Here is an 18,774-nt window from a genome sequence, read left to right on the forward strand (position 1 = left end):
TCTGTGCGAGTTGATCGCCATGGGCCCCAACCCAACCGTTCCCGGCACACTCTCCAACCAGGAACCCCTGCTGCGGCCCTTTGGGCAGGTGGGCATCGGTGACATCGCTGAGGTGGGCGGCAAGAATGCCTCCCTGGGCGAAATGATCCGGGAGCTGACCAGCCAGGGCGTGAGGGTGCCCGGCGGCTTTGCCACCACCGCCTCCGCCTACCGGCAGTTTGTGCAGCGCAACGGCCTGGAGGCTCCGCTGAGGGCCATCCTCGGTCACCTCGACAGTGGTGATCTCGCGGCCCTGCAGCAGGCCGGCCAGAGCGCCCGCGAGCTGATCCTTGGAGCTGAGCTGCCAGCGGAGCTCCAAGCTGCCGTGAAGGCGGCCTATGGCGCCCTGGGGGGCGGTCCGGTGGCGGTGCGCTCCAGTGCCACGGCGGAGGATCTGCCCCACGCCAGCTTCGCCGGCCAGCAGGAGACCTACCTGAACGTGCGCGGCGAGGACGACCTGCTGGTGGCCTGTCTGCGCTGCTACAGCTCCCTGTTCACCGATCGGGCGATCTCCTACCGCCAGATCAACGGCTTCGATCACCTGGAGGTGGCCCTCTCGATCGGCGTGCAGCGAATGGTGCGCTCCGATCTGGGGGCCGCCGGGGTGATGTTCACGATCGACACGGAGAGCGGTTTCCGCGATGCCGTGCTGATCAACGCGGCCTATGGCCTCGGCGAGAACGTGGTCCAAGGGGCGGTGAATCCCGATGAACTGCTGCTGTTCAAGCCCACCCTGCGCCAGGGCTATGCCGCGATCGTCAACAAGCGTCTTGGCAGCAAGGCGATCCGCATGGTTTACGCCGAAGGCGGCACGGTGCGCAATGAACCCGTGCCGCCGATCGAGCGCGGTCGTTATGCCATCAGCGACGAGGAGGCCCTTACCCTGGGCCGCTGGGCCTGTCTGATCGAGGACCACTACAGCGCCCGCCATGGAGCGGCCACACCGATGGACATCGAGTGGGCCCGCGACGGCGAAAGCGGCGAGCTGTTCATTCTTCAGGCCCGCCCTGAAACTGTCGAATCGAGGCGGTCAGGCTCGGTGCTCTGCCGCTGGCAGCTCAAACCCCATCAGGCGGAGCTGATCACTCACGGGCGCGCCATCGGGGCCTCGATCAGCAGTGGCCGCGCCCGGGTGATCCTCAACTCCAGCGGCATCGATCGCTTTGAAGTGGGCGATCTGCTGGTGACCGAGCGCACGGATCCCGACTGGGAACCGATCCTCAAAAAGGCCCGGGGGGTGATCACCAATCAGGGGGGACGCACCTGCCATGCGGCGATCATTGCCCGCGAGATGGGGATCACCGCCGTGGTGGGCTGTGGCGACGCCACCGAGCGCATCCAAGACGGCGAAGCGATCACGATCAGCTGCGCCGAAGGCGAAGACGGCATGGTCTACCGGGGGCTGCTGCGCTACGAAAAGGAGGAGCAGAAGCTGGAGCAGTTGCCGCCCACCCGCACCCGCATCCTGATGAATGTGGGTAACCCGGAGAAGGCCTTCCGCTTCGCGGCCATTCCCTGCGATGGCGTCGGCCTGGCCCGGTTGGAGTTCATCATCGCCAACCACATCCGGGTGCACCCGATGGCGCTGCTGCAGCCCGAGCGGGTGAGCGATCCAGCCGAGCGGGAGGCCATTGCCACCCTCACCGCCGGCTACGACGACCCCACCGAGTACTACGTCGACCGGCTGGCCCAGGGCATGGCACGGATCGCGGCGGCCTTCCATCCCAGACCGGTGGTGTTGCGCTTCTCCGACTTCAAGAGCAACGAGTACGCCCGCCTGCTGGGCGGTGGGGCCTTCGAGCCCACCGAAGCCAATCCGATGATCGGCTGGAGGGGAGCGGCCCGCTACACCTCTGCGGAATTCCGTGCGGCCTTCGGCCTGGAATGCCAGGCCCTGCTGAGGGTTCGCCGTCAGATGGGTCTGCGCAACACCATCCCGATGGTGCCCTTCTGCCGCACCCCGGAGGAGGGCGTGCGCGTGCTGGAGGAAATGGCCAGCCATGGCCTGGTGCGGGGGGTCGACGATCTCAAGGTCTATGTGATGTGCGAACTGCCCAGCAATGTGATCGGCGCGGAGGCCTTCTCGCAGCACTTCGATGGGTTCTCGATCGGCAGCAACGACCTCACCCAGCTCACCCTCGGCATCGACCGCGACTCCTCCCTGGTGGCAGACCTGTTCGATGAGCGTCATCCGATCGTTCAGGAGATGATTCGCCTCGCCATCCACACAGCCCACCGCTGCGGCCGTCCGATCGGCCTCTGCGGCCAGGCCCCCAGCGACTACCCCGAGTTCGCCCGCTTCCTGGTGAAGGAAGGCATCGATTCGATCAGCCTCAATCCCGATGCGGTGATCGCCACCCGCCTGGCGATCGCGGCGATCGAGGCCGAGCTGGCGGCAGCCGGCTGAGGCCGCTGTCCGCTGAACAACGCCTGGGGGAGGGGCCGATAGGGTCAGTTTTCGTCGCGCGACTTGATGTCAGGCCCGCCTGCCCATGGGGGGGACGTCAGCCCCCAGGATTCAGCGTTCCATGCCCTCGATGGCGCCACTCTGCTCAGCCGGCTGGGCAGTGATCCCGAGCGGGGTCTGAGCGACGCTGAAGCCGCCCGACGGCTGGAGCGCTTCGGTCCCAACCAGCTGACCCTGCTGCGGGGGCGGCCCGCCTGGCTGCGCTTCCTCGAGCAGTTCCACAACCCTCTGCTCTACACCCTGCTGATCACGGGCCTGATCAAGCTCTGGATCGACTCCCTCGGCGAAGCGCTGGTGATCTGGAGCGTGACGCTGATCAATGCGGTGATTGGCTTCGTTCAGGAGGATCGGGCCGAATCGTCGATCGCGGCGCTGGCGCAATCGGTGCGCACCGAGGTGGATGTGGTGCGGGGCGGGCGGCAGCTGCGTCTGCCCTCCGAGCAGCTGGTGATCGGTGATCTGGTGCGGCTCAGCGCTGGCGCCCGGGTGCCCGCCGACCTGCGCCTGCTTCAGACGCGCGAACTGCGGCTGGATGAATCGGCCCTCACAGGCGAATCCCTGCCGGTGGCGAAATCAACCCAGGCAGCGCCGCTGGAGGCGGCCCTGGGGGATCGCCGCGGCATGGCTCACGCCGGCAGCTTCGTCACCGCCGGCCTGGGCAGTGGGCTGGTGGTGGCCTGCGCCGGGGCCACCGAAGTGGGTCAGATCTCCACGGTGCTGCGCCAGCACCACAGCCTGAGCACCCCGCTGACGCGCAAGATCCAGCGCTTCAGCCAGACCCTGCTGAAAGTGATCCTGGTGCTGGCCGCCCTCACCTTCGCGGTGGGCCTGATCCGCCAGCGGGGATCCGCTGAGATGTTCGATGGGGCCGTGGCCCTGGCGGTGGGGGCGATCCCCGAGGAGCTGCCGGCGATCGTGACCATCACCCTGGCGATCGGCGTCAGGCGCATGGCCCGCCGCAACGCGATCATCCGCAAGCTGCCGGCCGTGGAGGCCCTCGGCAGCACCACGGTGATCTGCTCCGACAAGACCGGCACCCTCACCCAGAACCGGATGCTGGTGCAGGAGATCTATGCCGGCGGCGACCTGCGCCCGCTCGAGAGCCTCTGGGGCGAGGCCGCCCTGGCCGCCAACCACGCCATGGGCGAAACCCTGCTGGCCGGATTGCTCTGCAATGACGCCCGCCACAGCGAGGAGGACGGGCTGGTGGGGGATCCCACGGAAACGGCCCTGCTGGTGTCGGCCCGTTCAGCGGGCCTGGATGCGCAGCGCAGCCTGCTGGAACACCCCCGGCGCGACGCCATTCCCTTCGAGTCGGAGCGGCAGTACATGGCCACCCTGCATGGCAGCGCCCGCATCCTGGTGAAGGGCTCGGTGGAGGCCGTGCTGCCCCGTTGCCTGAGCCAGCTGGACGCCAGTGGCGGCGACGAGCCCCTCAATGCCGCCGCCGTTCACGGGGCCGTGGCCGCCATGGCGGGACGCGGGCAGCGGGTGCTGGCCTTTGCGGTGGGCTGGGCCCAGCCCCAGCAGCCCAGCCTTGAGGAACAGCACGTGGCGGAGGGACTGCAATTCTTGGGTCTGCAGGGGATGCTCGATCCCCCCCGGCCGGAAGTGATCGCGGCGGTGGCAGCCTGCCGCGCCGCTGGCATCCGGGTGAAGATGATCACCGGCGACCACCTGGACACGGCCCTGGCGATTGCCGCTCAGATCGGCCTGGGCCTGGGCCATGGCCCCCTGGAGGGCCTCGATGGCCCGGCCCTGGCGCGGCTGACGCCCGCCGAGCTGGCCAGCCAGGGGGACCGGCTGGATGTGTTCGCCCGGGTGGCCCCGGCCCAGAAACTGGAGCTGGTGCGGGCGCTGCAGGCCAATGGCGAGATCGTGGCCATGACCGGTGATGGGGTCAACGACGCCCCGGCCCTGAAGCAGGCCGACATCGGCATCGCCATGGGCAGGGGTGGCACCGAGGTGGCCCGTGAGGCCGCCGACATGCTGCTCACCGACGACAACTTCGCCACGATCGAAGCCGCTGTGGAGGAAGGTCGCGCTGTCTACCTGAATCTGCGCAAATCCCTGGCCTTCGTGCTGCCGGTGAACGGGGCCGCCTCCATGACCATCCTGCTGGCGGCACTGCTGGGCCTGGAGCTTCCCGTCACGGCGCTGCAGGTGCTCTGGCTGAACATGGTGAGTTCGCTGACGATGTCGGTGCCGTTGGCCTTCGAGCCCCGCTGCGAGGGGCTGATGCTGCAGCCACCCAGACCTCCCCGCCAGCCCCTGCTCACCGGCGGGCTGATCCGGCGCCTCCTGCTGGTGTCGCTGTTCAACTGGGCCCTGATCTTCAGCCTCTTCGCCTGGGGTCGCCACAGTGGCCTGGATCTGGCCGGCGCCCGCACCATGGCGGTGCAGGGGCTGGTGCTGGCCCAGATGGTGTACCTGCTCAGCATCAGCCAGGTGAGCAAAGGGCTGCACCGCGCCGCTGAGCGGGGCTGGGGTCAGCTGACCCAGGCTCCGGTGCTGCTGCTGGGTCTGGCCCTGGCCCTGATGCTGCAGGTGGCCTTCAGCCAGCTGGCCTGGATGAACCAGTTGTTCAGCACCGAAGCCCTGAGCCTGAAGCAGTGGCTGATCTGCGCCCTGCCGATGCTGCCGATGATTCCTGTTGCCCTGGCGGCACAGCGGCTGGATCCCACCGCCGAGCCGGCGGACCATGGCCTGTTCAGCGGGGAGAGCCGAGCTTGAGTCCCCAGGCCTGGATCGCCCTGGCCACGGCGCTGGCCGTGCTGGGGGCCACCGCCAGCGGATGGACCCAGCTCACAGCGGCGGCCCTGCTGGGGGCCTCGGTGCTGATCTTCAGCGGTGTGATCAGCCTGCCGGAGGCGGCGGCCAGCGTGGCCCAGGCCCAGGGCACGCTCACGCTGCTGTTCGGAATGATGGTGGTGGTGCAGGCCCTGGAGGCCACCGGGGCCTTTGTTGTGCTGGCCCATCGCCTGATGGAGGGGGCCCGCGGCGAGGGACGCAGGCTGCTGCTCGGCCTGGTGCTGCTCACCACGGCCCTCGGCGCCGTGCTGCCCAACGCCGCCACGGTCCTGCTGATCGGCCCGCTGCTGCCGCCCCTGGCCAGAGAGATGGAGCTGGATGCGCGGCCGCTGCTGATCCTGCTGGTGCTCACGGCCAACAGTGCCGGCCTGCTGACCGTGATCGGCGATCCCGCCACCAACCTGGTGGCCAGCCAGATCGGCCTGGGTTTCCTGGCCTACGGCCGCCAGGTGGCGAGCGCCGCTGTTCTGAGTCTGCTGATGCTGCTGCTCACCCTGCCCTGGCTCTACCGCCGCATCTGGAGACTGCGGCGGCCTGCCCTGCAACGGTTGGCGCCGCGGCTGCTCCACCCCAGGGTCTTCGCCCTGCTGCTGGCGGTGGTGGTGGGGATGCTGCCCCTGTTCCTCTGGGGTGAGGAGCTGCCCATGCCCCTCAAGCCCGGGGCAACAGCGCTGGCGGGGGCTGCGCTCAGCCTGGTGGTGGTTCACCGCAGCGGCATGGTCAGCGTCGAGGGTCTGCTCTCCCGGCTCGACTGGTCGACACTGCTCTATTTCATCGGCCTGTTTGTGCTGATCGGTGGCCTGGAGCGTCAGGGGGTCCTGGCCCTGGCGGCCACGGCACTGGCCGGACTAAGCAGCGGTGGCGACAGCCAGTTGCTGCTGCTCAGCAGCGCAGCGGCCTCCAGCGTGGTGCCGAACATCCCGCTGGTGGCGATGCTCATGCCCGTGCTGCTGGAGAGCACAGCTCCGCAGGCCCTCTCGCCAAGTTTGCTGGCCCTGTTGCTGGGCGCGACGCTGGGGGGCAACGCCACCAGCATCGGTGCCTCGGCCAATCTGGTGGCGGTCGGCATCGGCCGCCGGGAAGGGTGCCCGATCTCCTTCCGCCTGTGGCTGGGCTTCGGTATTCCCACGGTGCTGCTGCAGCTGGCGGCCTCAGCCCTGTGGTTGCAGCAGTGGCCACCGGCGATGGGCTGAGTCTGGGCTGACAGGGGGATCGAAGCTGATCAACCACGCTTAACGGAGTCATAGGCAACGCAACTTCATTGGCGCCCCGCAGCGCACGGGAAGCCCCTAAGGTTTTGCGACTCTCCCGCAAACCGCACAACGCGATGACCGTCCCCTTCTTCGAGACGGCCTGGTTGATTCCGCTCTACCCCTTACTTGGCGGTTTGTTCTCCTTCCTCTGGTCGCCCGGTCTGATCAGCCAGAGTGGACCGCGACCTGCCGGGTATGTCAACCTGGTGATGAATTTCCTGGCCTTCAGCCATGGCCTGCTGGCCTGGATGGGTTGTTCCGGGCGCACCCTCAGCTTCACCTGGACCTGGCTCTCCACCGCCGGTCTGACGATCAATTTCGACGCTTCGATTGATCGCAGCGTGTTGATCGCCATCACGATGATCTGCGGCGTTCATCTGCTGGCTCAGATCTATGCGATCGGCTATCTGGAGATGGATTGGGGCTGGCCACGTTTCTTTGGCTCCCTGAACCTCTTCGAGGCTGGCCTCTGCGCCCTGGTGGTCACCGATTCGCTCTTCTTCTCCTATGTGGTGCTCGAGCTGCTCACTCTCGGCACCTATCTGATTGTCGGCACCTGGTACAACCAGTCGCTGGTGGTCAAGGGGGCCCGCGATGCCTTCCTGACCAAACGGGTGGGGGATCTGGTGCTGCTGGCCGGTGTGATCGCCCTGCTGCCGATGGCCGGCAGCTGGAATTTCAATGATCTGGCCGTCTGGGCCGCGCAGGCTGAACCGTCACCGGCACTGACCCTGATCCTGCTGGCCCTGGTGGCTGGACCGATGGGCAAATGTGCCCAGATTCCCCTTCACCTCTGGCTGGATGAAGCCATGGAGGGTCCCCTCCCCTCCACGATCCTGCGCAGCTCAGTGGTGGTGGCCGGCGGCGCCTGGGTGCTGCTGCGTCTCTACCCCCTGCTGGCCATCAGTCCCACCGCCCTGGCGTTCCTGGTGGTGGTGGGCGGTACCACCGCCCTGGTGGCTGCCCTGATCGCCCTGGCCCAGGTCGATATCAAACGGGCCCTGTCCTTCCTGGTGAGCAGCTGGTTCGGCCTGCTGTTCATGGCCGTGGGCTGCGGCTCCGTGGATGCGGCCTGGCACATGCTGCTGATCTACCCCCTGCCGATGGCACTGATGCTGATGTCAGTGGGCACGGTGATCACCAGCAACGTCACCCAGGACCTCACCCAGCTCGGTGGTCTCTGGTCGAGGCGACCGCTCACGGGCCTGGCCTTTCTCGTCGGCGCCGGCGGCATGGTGGCCCTGCCGCCCCTGGCTGGGTTTGGAGCGCTCAACGAGCTGGCAGGTTCCCTGCTGGAGGGGTCCGCCCCATCGGCTCTGCTGGTGGTGGTGCTGCTGACCAACGGACTGATCAGCGCCTGCCTGGTGCGCATCTTCCGGCGCATCTGGGGCGGATCTCCCTCGGTGTTCACGGCCCGCTCGGCTGAGGTGCTCTGGCTGATGGTGCTGCCCACCATGGTGGGGGCGGGGATGGTGCTGCACCTGCCGGTGCTGCTGGCCCCCACCCAGTTCGGTGGCTTCAACTGGAGTCCCATGGCCCTGCCGCTGCTGGCCTCCACCTTGTTGGGGGGTGCTCTCACCTGGCAGCAGCTCCCCCACCCCCTCGATGGCATGCAGGACTGGCTGGCCGCCGACCTGCACACCGAAACGTTCTACCGCCGAACCGTTGTGGGTCTGGTGGTGGTGCTGGCAGCAGCCAGCCGCTGGGTCGACCGTCGAGTGGTGGATGGCTTCAGCGACCGCAGCGGTGGTCTGACCATGGAGGGGGCCCGCCGTCTCAGCTACAGCACCTCCGGCCGTGTGCAGGGCTATGCCCTCACCGTGCTCATCGGCGTGATTCTGATGGGGGCCTGGATTCTGGTGCGCCAACCGGCCCTGGCACCCACCCTGCTTCGTTTCTGACGCCCTTCTCCCAGCCGTCAAGCCATCACTCCCATGCTGCTTCTGCTCCTGTTGCTTCCGCTGGCGGCCGCGCTGGCGATGATCGTCGCTCCACCGGGGCGATGGCCCCGCCGCCTGGCCCTGGTGATCCCCGGCCTGCAGCTGCTGCTGATGGTGCGGATGGCGGTTCAGCCCGCCGCTGACCTGCGGCTGGAGTGGTTGCCCCAGCTCGGGCTCGATTTTCATCTGGGCCAGGACGGCCTGTCGCTACCGCTGGTGGGCCTCACCGCCCTGCTCACCCTGATGGCCGTCGCAGCCACCAGCCTGGAGACCCCCAGGCAGCGGCTGTTCTTCTCGCTGGTGCTGATCACCAACCTCGGCCTGCAAGGGGCCCTGCTGGCCCGCAACGGCCTGCTGTTCGTGATCGCCTTTGAGCTGATCTTGGTCCCCACCACCCTGCTGATTGCCATCTGGGGCCATGAGCGCAGCCGCCAGGCGGCCATTCGCTATCTGCTCTTCGGCGCTGTGTCTGGGGTGGTCCTGCTGGCGGCCGTGCTCGCCCTGGACCTGCTCAACGCCAACGGCTTCAGCCTCGCCTACGACGACATGGCCACAGCTGTGCTCCCTGAGGGCTCCAAGGTCTGGATCCTGGGACTGCTGGTGCTGGCCTTTGGCCTGAAATTACCCGCGGTTCCCCTGCATGGCTGGCAGCCCCTGGCCTACAGCGAAGCCTCCTCACCGGTGGCGATGCTGTTGGCCGGTGCCGTCTCCAAGCTCGGGGCCTATGGCCTGCTGCGCTTCGGAGTGGGCTTCATGGGGGACACCTGGGAGGCCTGGGCACCGCTGATCGCCGTGGCGGGCACCGCCGGTGCGGTCTATGGAGCGCTCAACGCCATCGCCCAGACCGACATGCGCCGGCTGGTGGCCTACAGCTCCCTGGGGCACATGGGTCTGCTGCTGCTGGCCCTGGCCGCCGCCACACCCCTGAGCCTTCAGGGGGCCGTCGCCCAGGTGCTGGCCCACGGGGTGATCTCCTCGCTGCTGTTCTGCGTGGTGGGCCTGATCGAAGCCAAGACGGGTACCACCGAAATCGCCGAACTCTCCGGCCTGCTCAACCCCCTGCGCGGACTGCCCTTCACCCTGGGCATGTTCCTGCTGGCCCTGATAGCAGCGGCCGGTCTGCCCGGCATGGTGGGTTTCGTGGCCGAACTGGTGGTGTTCCAGGGCAGCTGGACTGTGTTCCCCCTGCCCACCCTCGGCTGCCTGTTCGCCTCCGGTCTCACGGCGGTCTACGCGATCCGCCTGTTCAACCGGGTGGGCTTCGGCAAACTCGACAACGCCAAGGCCTTCTACCCCGCCACCACCTGGGGCGAGCGGTTGCCGGCCCTGGTGCTCTCCGCTCTGGTGCTGGTGGGAGGCCTCTGGCCGCCCCTCACCCTGGGCTGGAGTGAATCGGTCACCGCGACCCTGGCTCGTCACCAACCCCTGATCGCCTCCCTTCCCGCCCCCTCCATCCTTCAGGAGCTCCCCTCATGACGGTGCTGACCGCGAAGCTCACAGCTCTCCCCCCCTCCACCCACCCCTTCGCTGAAGTGGTGCAGCGGCTGGAAGCCGGTGGCTCGATGCTGCCTGACAGCCCGGAAAATCTGATGCAGATCATCGGCATCTACAAGGCCTATGCCGTGCCGATGGACTTCTATTGGCGTGATCTGCTTTACATCGCCGAGCGGGTGTTTCTCAATCCCCTGCCAGCCTTCAAGTATTTCCCCAGCCAGGAGTATCTCGATCTTCCTAATTCCTATGCCGGAGAGACCGCCGACCTGCGCATCTGGCGGGGAGAGGCCGGGGCGCACCCCGAGTTGCTGGAGTTCATGGAGAAGGGGGAGACGCGGCGGATGCCCAAGCTGCTCCACCACCTCTGGCACGATCGCATCAACATGGAGTTCGCGGAGGCCTGCATGGATGCCATGTTCTGGCACCAGGGCATGGGCGGACGCTTCTACGACTACCTGGAGAGCGACACCTACAAGGCCAACGCCGATCGGGCCATCAAGGCCTACTTCAAGGGCAACCCCCTGATGCTGGGGCTGCACAAGCTCTTTCCGGAAATGTTCCTGGAGCAGGTGCGCAAACTCAGCTACTACGCCAACCTGGGCCTGTTCTGGGAGGTGATGGCACCGGTCTTCTTTGAGATGAGCGACATCTACGACGAAGGAGGCTTTTCCGGCGTGCCCGCCGCGATGGACTTCCTGGTGAATGGCATCTTCGCAGTGGCCGGTCGGCCGATCTATCACCACGTTTACATCAACGGAGAGTGCCTGGAGATCATCCCTAAGTCAGAGGGTTTCACCTGGCTCTACGAAGCTGCTCTGCCCTATGTGGAGGCAGTCTTCTATCGCACAGCACCCTTTCGCGGCACCAAGTCGTACAACGCTCAGGCGGGTCAGGTGCCGGCGGATCAGGCGGATTTTCACTACGGCATTCTCTATGCCGATGTGTTCCCGGTGGGCTCAGCCGGCATCCCCCCCACCCTGCTGATGCAGGACATGGTTCATTTCCTGCCTCCCTATCTCAAGGAGATCTATCTCCAGCACCGCCGTGGCGAGGAGGATCAGTTGATTCAGCTGGGCATCACCTTCCAGCGCTCCATGTACAACGTGACCTCGGCGGTGATCCAGGCCCTCAGGGCTGCGCTGTTCTATCCACTCGATGATCCTGACCCGGAGCATCTTCTGGCCAATCGCCGTTTCTTCGAAAGCCAGATGGATCGCTTCCTCCGGCCCGAAGCTCGCCTGCGCGATGTGCAGACCCAGGACTACCGCTGAGCTGATTCACCGCCCCTCTGCCCACCATCCCCGTGCCTGACATTCTCGATACTGCCCGTGCGGCCGGCTGCTTTCAGACCCTGCTGGCGGCTGTTGAAGCCGGCGGGTTGCTGGAGGCCCTCGCCAGCCCTGGCCCCTTCACGGTCTTCGCCCCGGTGGACGATGCCTTTGCGGCGCTGCCGGCTGGCACCGTTCAGACCCTCGTGCAGAACCCGCCGCAACTGGCGCGAATCCTCAAATATCACGTGCTCTCTGGCCACTACACCCGCGAGCAACTGATCGCTCAGGCGGAGTGGACCACACTGGAGGGGGCACCGCTGCCGATCCGTCGCTTCGATCCCTTCGAGGTGAAGAACGCCAGCGTGAATGCCGCCGATGTGATCTGCGACAACGGCATCGTGCACGTGATCAACCGGGTGATGCTGCCAGGCTGAATTCCCCACTCAGAGCGGTGCGGCTCCCTGCATCAGCCAGAGCCCGTGCAGGCCCTCCCAGACCAGATAGGCGCTGATCAGCAGCGCCAGAACACCCACAACCCATTCGCCGTGGTGCTCCATCCAGCCCTCGAGGCGGCTGAGGGGCGTACGGATGCCACCTCCGGTGGCCATCCAGGCCAGCGGTGGCAGCAGCAGCAGGGAACTGGCCACCAGTACAAACACCCCAGTGAGTTCCAGATCCGTGCCCACTCCTGGCTGGTTGATCAACAACAAGCCGGCCTCCTTGAGATAGAAGACCAGATTCTCGGGGGTGAGCAGGGCACTGACTGCTCCAATCAGCACCAACATCGGTGCGCTGAAGTCGGGCAACTGGCCGATCAGACGCATCGCCATGCCCTGCTCGTCGATGGCAGCGGCAGGGGTGAGCTGATAGAGGCCAAGGCCCATCAACACGGCCGCTCCCACCAGGTCGATCATCACCTGCCCGCGCTCTCCATGGTTAAGACCGAGGGCGAGGCGGTCACCCACCGCCATCAGGGCCACGATCGCCAATCCATTGGCACTGGCCCAACCGCTCACAAAGGCCAGGGCACGCCTGAGCGGCGATTGTCCGAGCAGAAGAAGCACCACCACAGCAATATGCAGTGGACTGAAGGCGATGCCGAACCCGAACAGGGACGTCTGACTGAAAAGTGCCGCAGAGCTGAGGTGCGGAGCTGGACCGAGCAGTTCAAGGCTGGGCACGGGATCGCCGGTACCGTTGTGGTCTCAGAGACCGTAATGGTCCGGCAATGCCCTGTGCGAGGGGTGGTTTCGGCTCAGAGAGCGATGGTGCCCGTTTCCGAGGTGCGGATGCGCACGGCTTTCTCCACGGTCGTCACGAAGATCTTGCCGTCTCCGATCTCGCCGGTGCGGGAAGGGCCGGCAATGGCTTCGATGGCGGCATCCACCTTGTCATCGTCGACGACCACTTCCACTTTCACCTTGTTGATGAATTCGACGGTGAATTCAGTGCCGCGATAACGCTCAACCTGTCCCTTCTGGCGACCGAAGCCCCGGCAATCCGTAATGGTCATGCCGATAATGCCGGCATCGACAAGAGCCGTCTTGACATCGTCGAGCTTGATTGGGCGGATGATGGCTTCAACCTTTTTCATGATGAAAGATGGTGGGACAACAACGTGAGTGTGATGGAAGCACGGACGGGGTTCGCCGTTCGTGCGGGCAGTCCTGCGAACAATGCGGGTCAGGCCCGCTCTGCTCTGTAGCTGTCGAAACAGAATGCCCCGCTTGGGGCTGTTTGGGGTGAATCGGACGCTCCGCACGGCTGCTGAGGCCATCCCGGCCCACCAGCTGGATCTGTGGGTGTGAGAGCTGCTGGTGCTGGGCTCAGAGAATCTGGGCCAGAAACTGGCGGCTGCGTTCGTGCTGGGGGTTGGTGAAGAAGGTCTCCGGAGGAGCCTCCTCAACGATCTGCCCCTCCGACATCAGCACCACCCGGTGGGCCACCTCGCGGGCGAAGCCCATCTCATGGGTCACCACCACCATCGTCATGCCATCGGCAGCCAGGTTGCGCATCACCTCCAGCACCTCGCCCACCATCTCCGGATCGAGGGCACTGGTGGGCTCATCGAAGAGCAGGATGCGCGGCTCCATGCAGAGCGAGCGGGCGATGGCCACCCGCTGCTGCTGGCCGCCCGAGAGCTGGCCCGGATATTTACGGGCCTGCTCGGCGATGCCCACCCGCTCCAGCAGAGCCATGGCCTGGGCTTCCACCTCGCTGCGCCGGCGCTTGCGCACCACCACCGGCGCCAGGCTGAGGTTCTCCAGCACCGTGAGGTGGGGAAAGAGATTGAACTGCTGAAACACCATGCCGGTGTCGCAGCGGATCGCATCGATGTTGCGCAGGTCGTTGGAGAGGACGATCCCATCGACGCTGATGCTGCCCTCCTGGAACTCCTCGAGGGCGTTGAAGGTGCGGATGAAGGTGCTCTTGCCGGAGCCCGATGGGCCCATGATCACCACCACCTCGCCCTTGCTCACGCTCAGGTCGACGCCACGGAGGGCATGAAAGCCATTGGGATACCACTTCTGCACCCCGCAGGCCTCGATCATCGGCTGGGTGGACGGCATGGTTCAGGCGGGGGAATGGGTGGGATCGAGGCGACGCTCCAGGGCCCGGCTGCCCAGCCCGAGGGCGGCGCAGCAGCACCAGAACAGCACAGCCAGGGTGAGATACACCTCAGCGTTCTTGCCCAGGAACTCGGGATTGGCCATCACGGTACGGGCCGTGCCGAGCAGGTCGAGCAGGCCGATCAGTGACAGCAGTGTGGTGTCCTGCAGCAGCGAGATGAATTGCCCCACCGCCGCCGGCAGGGCGATGCGCAGGGCCTGGGGCAACACCACCCGCTGCAGGGCCTGGGGCATCGAGAGCCCCAGGGAACGGGCGGCCTCCAGCTGGCCGGGGGGGACAGCGGAGAGGCCGGCGCGCACCGCCTCGGCCAGGTAGGCCCCGCAGAAGAAGGTGAGCACCCAGGCGGCCCGCCAGACCCGATCCGGCGCCCAGCCGCCGGGGAGCATGTAGCCAAGAATGTTCTGGCCCAGGAACAGCAGGGTGATCAGCGGTGCACCGCGGATGAACTCGATGTAGAGCACCGAGCTCCAGCGCAGCAACGGCAGGTCGCTGCGGCGCCCGAGCGCCACCACCACGCCGATCGGAAAGCTCAGCAGGATCGCGAAGCTGGCCATCAACAGGGTGAGCAGCAGGCCGCCCCAGTTGGAGGGGGACACCTGGGACATCCCCAGGCCGCCAGCGATCAGCACCATGCCCAGCAGGTAGAGCAGCGGCCAGCTGAGGGGCACCAGCTTCAGCAGCCGCGGCGGCCAGCTGCGGCCCCAGTGGCCGGCGATCCAGCGCATGGCCACCAGCAGGCCGGTGATCGCCCACCAGCGCACCTGCAGGGGGAAGCCCAGGGCCAGGGCCGCCGGCAGCCAGGCCGCCAGGAAGCCGAGCAGCGCCACCGCCAGGCGGTCGTTGAAGGGCCAGAGCTCACCGCTGCGATCCGCCCGTGGGAAAGCCCGCAGCAGACCCCAGCTCAGGCCGCTGAGGGCCGCCACCAGCACCACCAGCAGCCAGAGGCGCCACTGCTGCTCGATGGGGTAACGGCCGACGGCGAAGAGGGTGGTGTTGACCTGGATCACGGCCCACTGGGCCTGGCCGAAGGCCCAGCGCAGCAGACCCACTGCCGAGGCCAGGATCAACAGGATCAGCAGCGCCGAGACCAGACCGTCGCCGCGGCTGGCGAACAGTTCCTGGCGCAGGACACCGGCCCAGCTGCGCTGAACCGATGGCGGTGCCGGACTGGCAGGCCGCAGGGGCGGGGTGGTGGCGGAGCCGGGGGGTAGGGCGGTCACCGGCTCAGCGCTCCCGGATCTGCACCAGCTGGTTCACACCGTTCATCACAGCGGAGATCAGCAGATCGATGATCAGGTAGGAGCCCAGCAGCAGCAGGAACACCTCGAGGGCCCGGCCGGTCTGGTTGAGGGTGGTTTCTGAAACGGAGTACAGATCCACGTAGCCCACCGCCACGGCCAGGGCGGAATTCTTGGCCAGGGAGATGTACTGGCTGTTGAGGCCGGGCACGATCACCCTCAGGGCCTGGGGCAGCACCACCGAGCGCATGCTCGCGCTCCAGTGCAGGCCCAGGGAGGTGGCCGCCTCCCACTGACCCTGCGGCACCGAGGCGATGCCACCCCGCACCACTTCAGCGATGAACGCACCGCTGTAGGTGATCAGGCCAGTGAGCAGGGCTGTGAACTCCACCGACAGGCGCAGGGGGGCCTGCCAGACCCCATTGACCAGCTCCGGGCCCTGCCAACTGAAGCCCTGGGCGAACCAGGCCAGGTACAACCCCGATTTCGAGACGACGACGCCGGGCAGCTGAAAGGCGGCGGTGCCGTTGGGCAGAGCCAGAAACACCACGAAGTACCAGAACAGCAGTTGGAGGAGCAGGGGGATGTTTCGGATCACCTCCACATAGACCCGGGCCAGCCGCCGCAGCAGCCCATTGCTGCTGAAGGAGGCCATGCCCACCGCCGTGCCCAGCAGAGTGGCCCCCACCAGACCCACCACAATCACCCGCAGGCTGTTCACCAGCCCCACCAGCAGGGCACGCCAGTAGGGCATCGAGGCGTCGAAGGGAATCAGGCTCTCGGCCACATCGAAACTGGCCGGCTGGCCCAGCCAGCGCCAGCTCAGCAACAGCCCGGCGCCGGTGAGGTTGCGCACCAGGTTGCCCACCAGCAGGCTGATCACCAGCAGCAGCACCAGGCCCACCACCGCCTGGACGATCCAGGGCACCACCCGGCGATCACGCCACCAGGGAATTCGCTCGAAGGTGCCGCTCAACGGAAGGGAGGCGAATAGATCAGGCCGCCCTCGGTCCAGAGGCGGTTCTCAGCCCGCTCCAGCTTGAGTGGCGAGCCGGTGCCCACGTTGCGCTCGAAGATTTCGCCGTAGTTGCCCACCGCCGCGATCGTCTTGGGAACGAAATCGGCCGGCAGACCCAGTTGCTTGCCGAAATCACCCTCCACCCCCAGGAAGCGACGCAGGTCGGCCTGGTTGGTGTTGGCCTTGGCTTCGGCCACCTTGGCGGCCACATTGGCCTTGGTGATACCCAGCTCTTCGGCCTGGAAGAGGGCGAAGACCGTCCAGCGCATGGCATCGGCCCAGGCGGGGTCGCCATTGACGCTGGCGGGGGTGAGCGGTTCCTTGCTCATCACCACCGGCAGGAGGGTGTGCTGATCGGGGTTCGGGAAGCTGCTGCGCTTGGCCGCCAGCTGGGAGCGGTCGCTGGTGACGGCCACGCAACGGCCCCCCAGGTAGGCCGCATAGGTCTGGTCACCGGTCTGGAACTTGAGCGGGGTGTAGGAGATGCCCTGCTCGCGCATGCGGTCGGCCAGGTTGAGCTCGGTGGTGGTGCCGCTCTCCACGCAGATCGGCTTGCCGTCGAGATCCTGGAGGGTGGTGGCACCACTGGCCACCGGCACCATCACCCCCTGACCGTCGTAGAAGGTGGTTGGACCGAAGGAAATGCCGTTGCCGCCGGCCGAATCGCGGCTGAGGGTCATGGTGGTGTTGCGGGCCAGCATGTCCACTTCCCCGCTGGCCAGGGCGGCGAAGCGCTCACTGGAGTTGAGGTCGCGGAATTCCACCTTGGCCGGGTCGCCCAGCACCGCCGCCGCCACGGCGCGGCAGGTGTCGGCATCGAGGCCGCTGTAGGTGCCATCGGGGCCGAGGAAGCTGAAGCCGGGCAGCTTGCCGTCCACCCCACAGACCAGTTTGCCGCGGCCACGGATGGTGGAGAGCTTGACGCTCTGGACACCGCCGCCGCTGCCGCTGTCATCGGCGCAACCACCGAGGGCGAAGGCCAGCAGCAGGGGCAGGGCGAGGAGCCAGCGGGGCGAGGGTTGCATCTACAGGAGCCGAGCAGTGGGCGCAGTTTGCCAGCTCTGCCACGGACATGCCGCTAACCCGGGCTGATAATGATGCGACTCCGGAATCGATGGGTGCCAGGCAGCGCCAGTTCCCCCTCCAGGCCATCCACCCCCGCCCCCACCAACCCCATCCGTGAACTGCTGGAGCCCTTCCAGCAACGCTGGACACGGCTGACGGTGCCCCAGTTCACGGTGCTCACCGGCCTGCTGGTGATCGCCGTGGGCACCCTGCTGATGGCCCTGCCCGTGTTCTCCTCCGAACGCGTCGGTCTCTGGGAAGCGCTGTTCACGGTGATCTCCGCCATCACGGTGACCGGGCTGACGGTGGTGGATGTGGGTCAGGAGCTCACCTTCCCCGGGCAGGTGCTGCTGGCCCTGCTGATCCTCACCGGCGGCCTGGGGTTGATGGCCATCACCACCTTTCTGCAGGGTTTCGTGCAGCGGGGCTCGAGGTTGCGGCGGCGGCTGGATCGCGGCCGCGCCATGGACGAGTTCGGCGTGGGTGGCATCGGCAGCACCTTCCACTCGATCCTGATCACCGCCGCCTGGGTGATCGGCATCGGCACCCTGGTGCTCTACACCATCGGTTTCCGCGACATTCCCCTGCCGCGGGAGCGGCTGTGGGCGGCGCTGTTCCACTGCATCAGCGCCTACAACAACGCCGGCTTCGGGCTCTGGAGCGACAGCCTGATGGGCTACAGCGCCAACCCGGTGGTGAACCTGGTGATCATGGTGATGATCGTCTCGGGCGGGATCGGCTACCGGGTCACCAACGACCTCTGGCAGAACCGCTTCAAGGTGCGCATGATCCGCAGCTTCAGCCTGCACACCCGCCTGGTGCTGCGCTGCACGATCGCTCTGATCCTGATCGGCGCCGCGGGGTTGCTGTTCACCGAGCACTTCACCCGCTCCAGCGGACTGACGCCGCTGCCCTGGTGGCAGGAAGTGCAAGTGGTGTTCTTTCAGTCGGTGAGCACCCGCACCGCCGGCTTCAACACCGTGCACATCTCCGTGGAGGGAATCTCGGAAGCAGGCCTGCTGTTGATGATGACGTTGATGTTCATCGGCGCCAGCCCCGGCGGGACCGGCGGCGGCATCAAGACCACCACCTTCGCCAGCCTGGTGGCGGCCACCCGCTCCACCCTGCGGGGGGAGGACACGGTGGTGATCCGGCGCCGCACCATCTCCGACAAGGTGGTGCTGCGGGCGGTGGGGGTCACCCTGGCCTCGCTGCTGTTCGTCTTGCTGATGGCCCTGGTGCTGGGCCTGGATCGCGGCGTGAGCACCGAGGGGCAGGCGTTCTCCTTCCTGCAGAAGTTGTTCACCTGCATCTCCGCCTTCGCCACCGTGGGCCTGGATCTGGGGGTGACCGCCGAGCTGAACCGCTGGGGCCAGCTGGTGCTGATGGTGGGCATGTTCGTGGGGCGGATCGGCATCCTGCTGCTGCTCTCGGCGATCTTCGGCAGCCACCCCACGTCGAAGATTTCGTATCAGCACGAGGAGCTCTACCTCTAAGAGCACCTGCTCCGAGCTGTTGGAGCTCCAGGGAGGCCGAGCGCCGGGGCT

Annotated in this window: 14 protein-coding genes; 8 read left to right on the forward strand and 6 right to left on the reverse strand. The window is 66.7% G+C overall.

Annotated elements, in window-relative coordinates; translation table 11 throughout:
- Positions 1-19: 19 nt before the first annotated feature.
- The 7 genes from ppsA (at position 20) to KQ304_RS12300 (ending at position 11,709) form a co-directional block, all read left to right on the forward strand.
- Entirely contained in the window at positions 20-2,446 is a 2,427-nt protein-coding gene (gene ppsA, locus KQ304_RS12270; RefSeq protein WP_259737339.1) for a phosphoenolpyruvate synthase, read from the forward strand.
- A 66-nt stretch (positions 2,447-2,512) separates the two neighbouring features.
- The gene (locus KQ304_RS12275) at positions 2,513-5,239 is read left to right on the forward strand and encodes an HAD-IC family P-type ATPase (protein ID WP_259737340.1); all 2,727 of its coding nucleotides are present in this window, start codon (positions 2,513-2,515) and stop codon (positions 5,237-5,239) included.
- Entirely contained in the window at positions 5,236-6,510 is a 1,275-nt protein-coding gene (locus tag KQ304_RS12280; RefSeq protein ID WP_259737341.1) for an SLC13 family permease, read from the forward strand. The genes KQ304_RS12275 and KQ304_RS12280 overlap by 4 nt, the downstream gene beginning before the upstream one ends.
- Positions 6,511-6,644: 134 nt before the next feature.
- Positions 6,645-8,471: an NAD(P)H-quinone oxidoreductase subunit F gene (locus tag KQ304_RS12285; protein WP_259737342.1), complete on the forward strand. Its 1,827-nt coding sequence runs from the start codon at positions 6,645-6,647 to the stop codon at positions 8,469-8,471.
- 33 nt (positions 8,472-8,504) lie between these two features.
- A complete protein-coding gene (locus KQ304_RS12290; RefSeq protein ID WP_259737343.1) occupies positions 8,505-9,986 on the forward strand; it encodes an NADH-quinone oxidoreductase subunit M in 1,482 nt (493 codons plus the stop codon).
- Positions 9,983-11,275 (forward strand): CO2 hydration protein, encoded by a 1,293-nt coding sequence (locus tag KQ304_RS12295; RefSeq protein ID WP_259737344.1) that lies wholly within the window; start codon positions 9,983-9,985, stop codon positions 11,273-11,275. The genes KQ304_RS12290 and KQ304_RS12295 overlap by 4 nt, the downstream gene beginning before the upstream one ends.
- Positions 11,276-11,307: 32 nt before the next feature.
- Positions 11,308-11,709: a fasciclin domain-containing protein gene (locus KQ304_RS12300; RefSeq protein ID WP_259737345.1), complete on the forward strand. Its 402-nt coding sequence runs from the start codon at positions 11,308-11,310 to the stop codon at positions 11,707-11,709.
- Positions 11,710-11,718: 9 nt separating this feature from the next.
- Here KQ304_RS12300 and KQ304_RS12305 read toward each other — a convergent pair whose 3' ends face one another.
- The 6 genes from KQ304_RS12305 to KQ304_RS12330 form a co-directional block, all read right to left on the reverse strand.
- A complete protein-coding gene (locus KQ304_RS12305) occupies positions 11,719-12,456 on the reverse strand; it encodes a GAP family protein (RefSeq protein WP_259737346.1) in 738 nt (245 codons plus the stop codon).
- 74 nt (positions 12,457-12,530) lie between these two features.
- On the reverse strand, positions 12,531-12,869 hold the full coding sequence (locus KQ304_RS12310) for a P-II family nitrogen regulator (RefSeq protein ID WP_259737347.1): 339 nt from the start codon (positions 12,867-12,869) through the stop codon (positions 12,531-12,533).
- A gap of 232 nt (positions 12,870-13,101) precedes the next feature.
- On the reverse strand, positions 13,102-13,845 hold the full coding sequence (locus tag KQ304_RS12315) for an amino acid ABC transporter ATP-binding protein (protein WP_311133912.1): 744 nt from the start codon (positions 13,843-13,845) through the stop codon (positions 13,102-13,104).
- 3 nt (positions 13,846-13,848) lie between these two features.
- Positions 13,849-15,126 (reverse strand): amino acid ABC transporter permease, encoded by a 1,278-nt coding sequence (locus KQ304_RS12320; protein WP_259737348.1) that lies wholly within the window; start codon positions 15,124-15,126, stop codon positions 13,849-13,851.
- Positions 15,127-15,130: 4 nt separating this feature from the next.
- Positions 15,131-16,120, reverse strand: coding sequence for an ABC transporter permease subunit (locus tag KQ304_RS12325; protein ID WP_259737349.1), 990 nt, complete (start codon positions 16,118-16,120; stop codon positions 15,131-15,133).
- Entirely contained in the window at positions 16,117-17,187 is a 1,071-nt protein-coding gene (locus tag KQ304_RS12330; protein ID WP_259737350.1) for an amino acid ABC transporter substrate-binding protein, read from the reverse strand. Before KQ304_RS12330 ends, KQ304_RS12325 begins: the two co-directional genes overlap by 4 nt.
- Positions 17,188-17,385: 198 nt before the next feature.
- Here KQ304_RS12330 and KQ304_RS12335 point away from each other — a divergent pair, with 198 nt between their 5' ends.
- The gene (locus KQ304_RS12335) at positions 17,386-18,723 is read left to right on the forward strand and encodes a TrkH family potassium uptake protein (protein WP_259737408.1); all 1,338 of its coding nucleotides are present in this window, start codon (positions 17,386-17,388) and stop codon (positions 18,721-18,723) included.
- Positions 18,724-18,774 lie beyond the last annotated feature (51 nt).

The sequence above is a fragment of the Synechococcus sp. CS-1329 genome (genome assembly GCF_025128055.1).
Classification (GTDB): domain Bacteria; phylum Cyanobacteriota; class Cyanobacteriia; order PCC-6307; family Cyanobiaceae; genus Regnicoccus_A.

What these genes read in the sequence shown, in the direction of transcription:
- ppsA (WP_259737339.1), top strand. Translation starts at nt 20, where the DNA reads ATGGGCCCCAACCCAACCGTTCCCGGCACACTCTCCAACCAGGAACCC.
- KQ304_RS12275 (WP_259737340.1), top strand. Translation starts at nt 2,513, where the DNA reads ATGTCAGGCCCGCCTGCCCATGGGGGGGACGTCAGCCCCCAGGATTCA.
- KQ304_RS12285 (WP_259737342.1), top strand. Translation starts at nt 6,645, where the DNA reads ATGACCGTCCCCTTCTTCGAGACGGCCTGGTTGATTCCGCTCTACCCC.
- KQ304_RS12290 (WP_259737343.1), top strand. Translation starts at nt 8,505, where the DNA reads ATGCTGCTTCTGCTCCTGTTGCTTCCGCTGGCGGCCGCGCTGGCGATG.
- KQ304_RS12295 (WP_259737344.1), top strand. Translation starts at nt 9,983, where the DNA reads ATGACGGTGCTGACCGCGAAGCTCACAGCTCTCCCCCCCTCCACCCAC.
- KQ304_RS12310 (WP_259737347.1), bottom strand. Translation starts at nt 12,869, where the DNA reads ATGAAAAAGGTTGAAGCCATCATCCGCCCAATCAAGCTCGACGATGTC.
- KQ304_RS12315 (WP_311133912.1), bottom strand. Translation starts at nt 13,845, where the DNA reads ATGCCGTCCACCCAGCCGATGATCGAGGCCTGCGGGGTGCAGAAGTGG.
- KQ304_RS12330 (WP_259737350.1), bottom strand. Translation starts at nt 17,187, where the DNA reads ATGCAACCCTCGCCCCGCTGGCTCCTCGCCCTGCCCCTGCTGCTGGCC.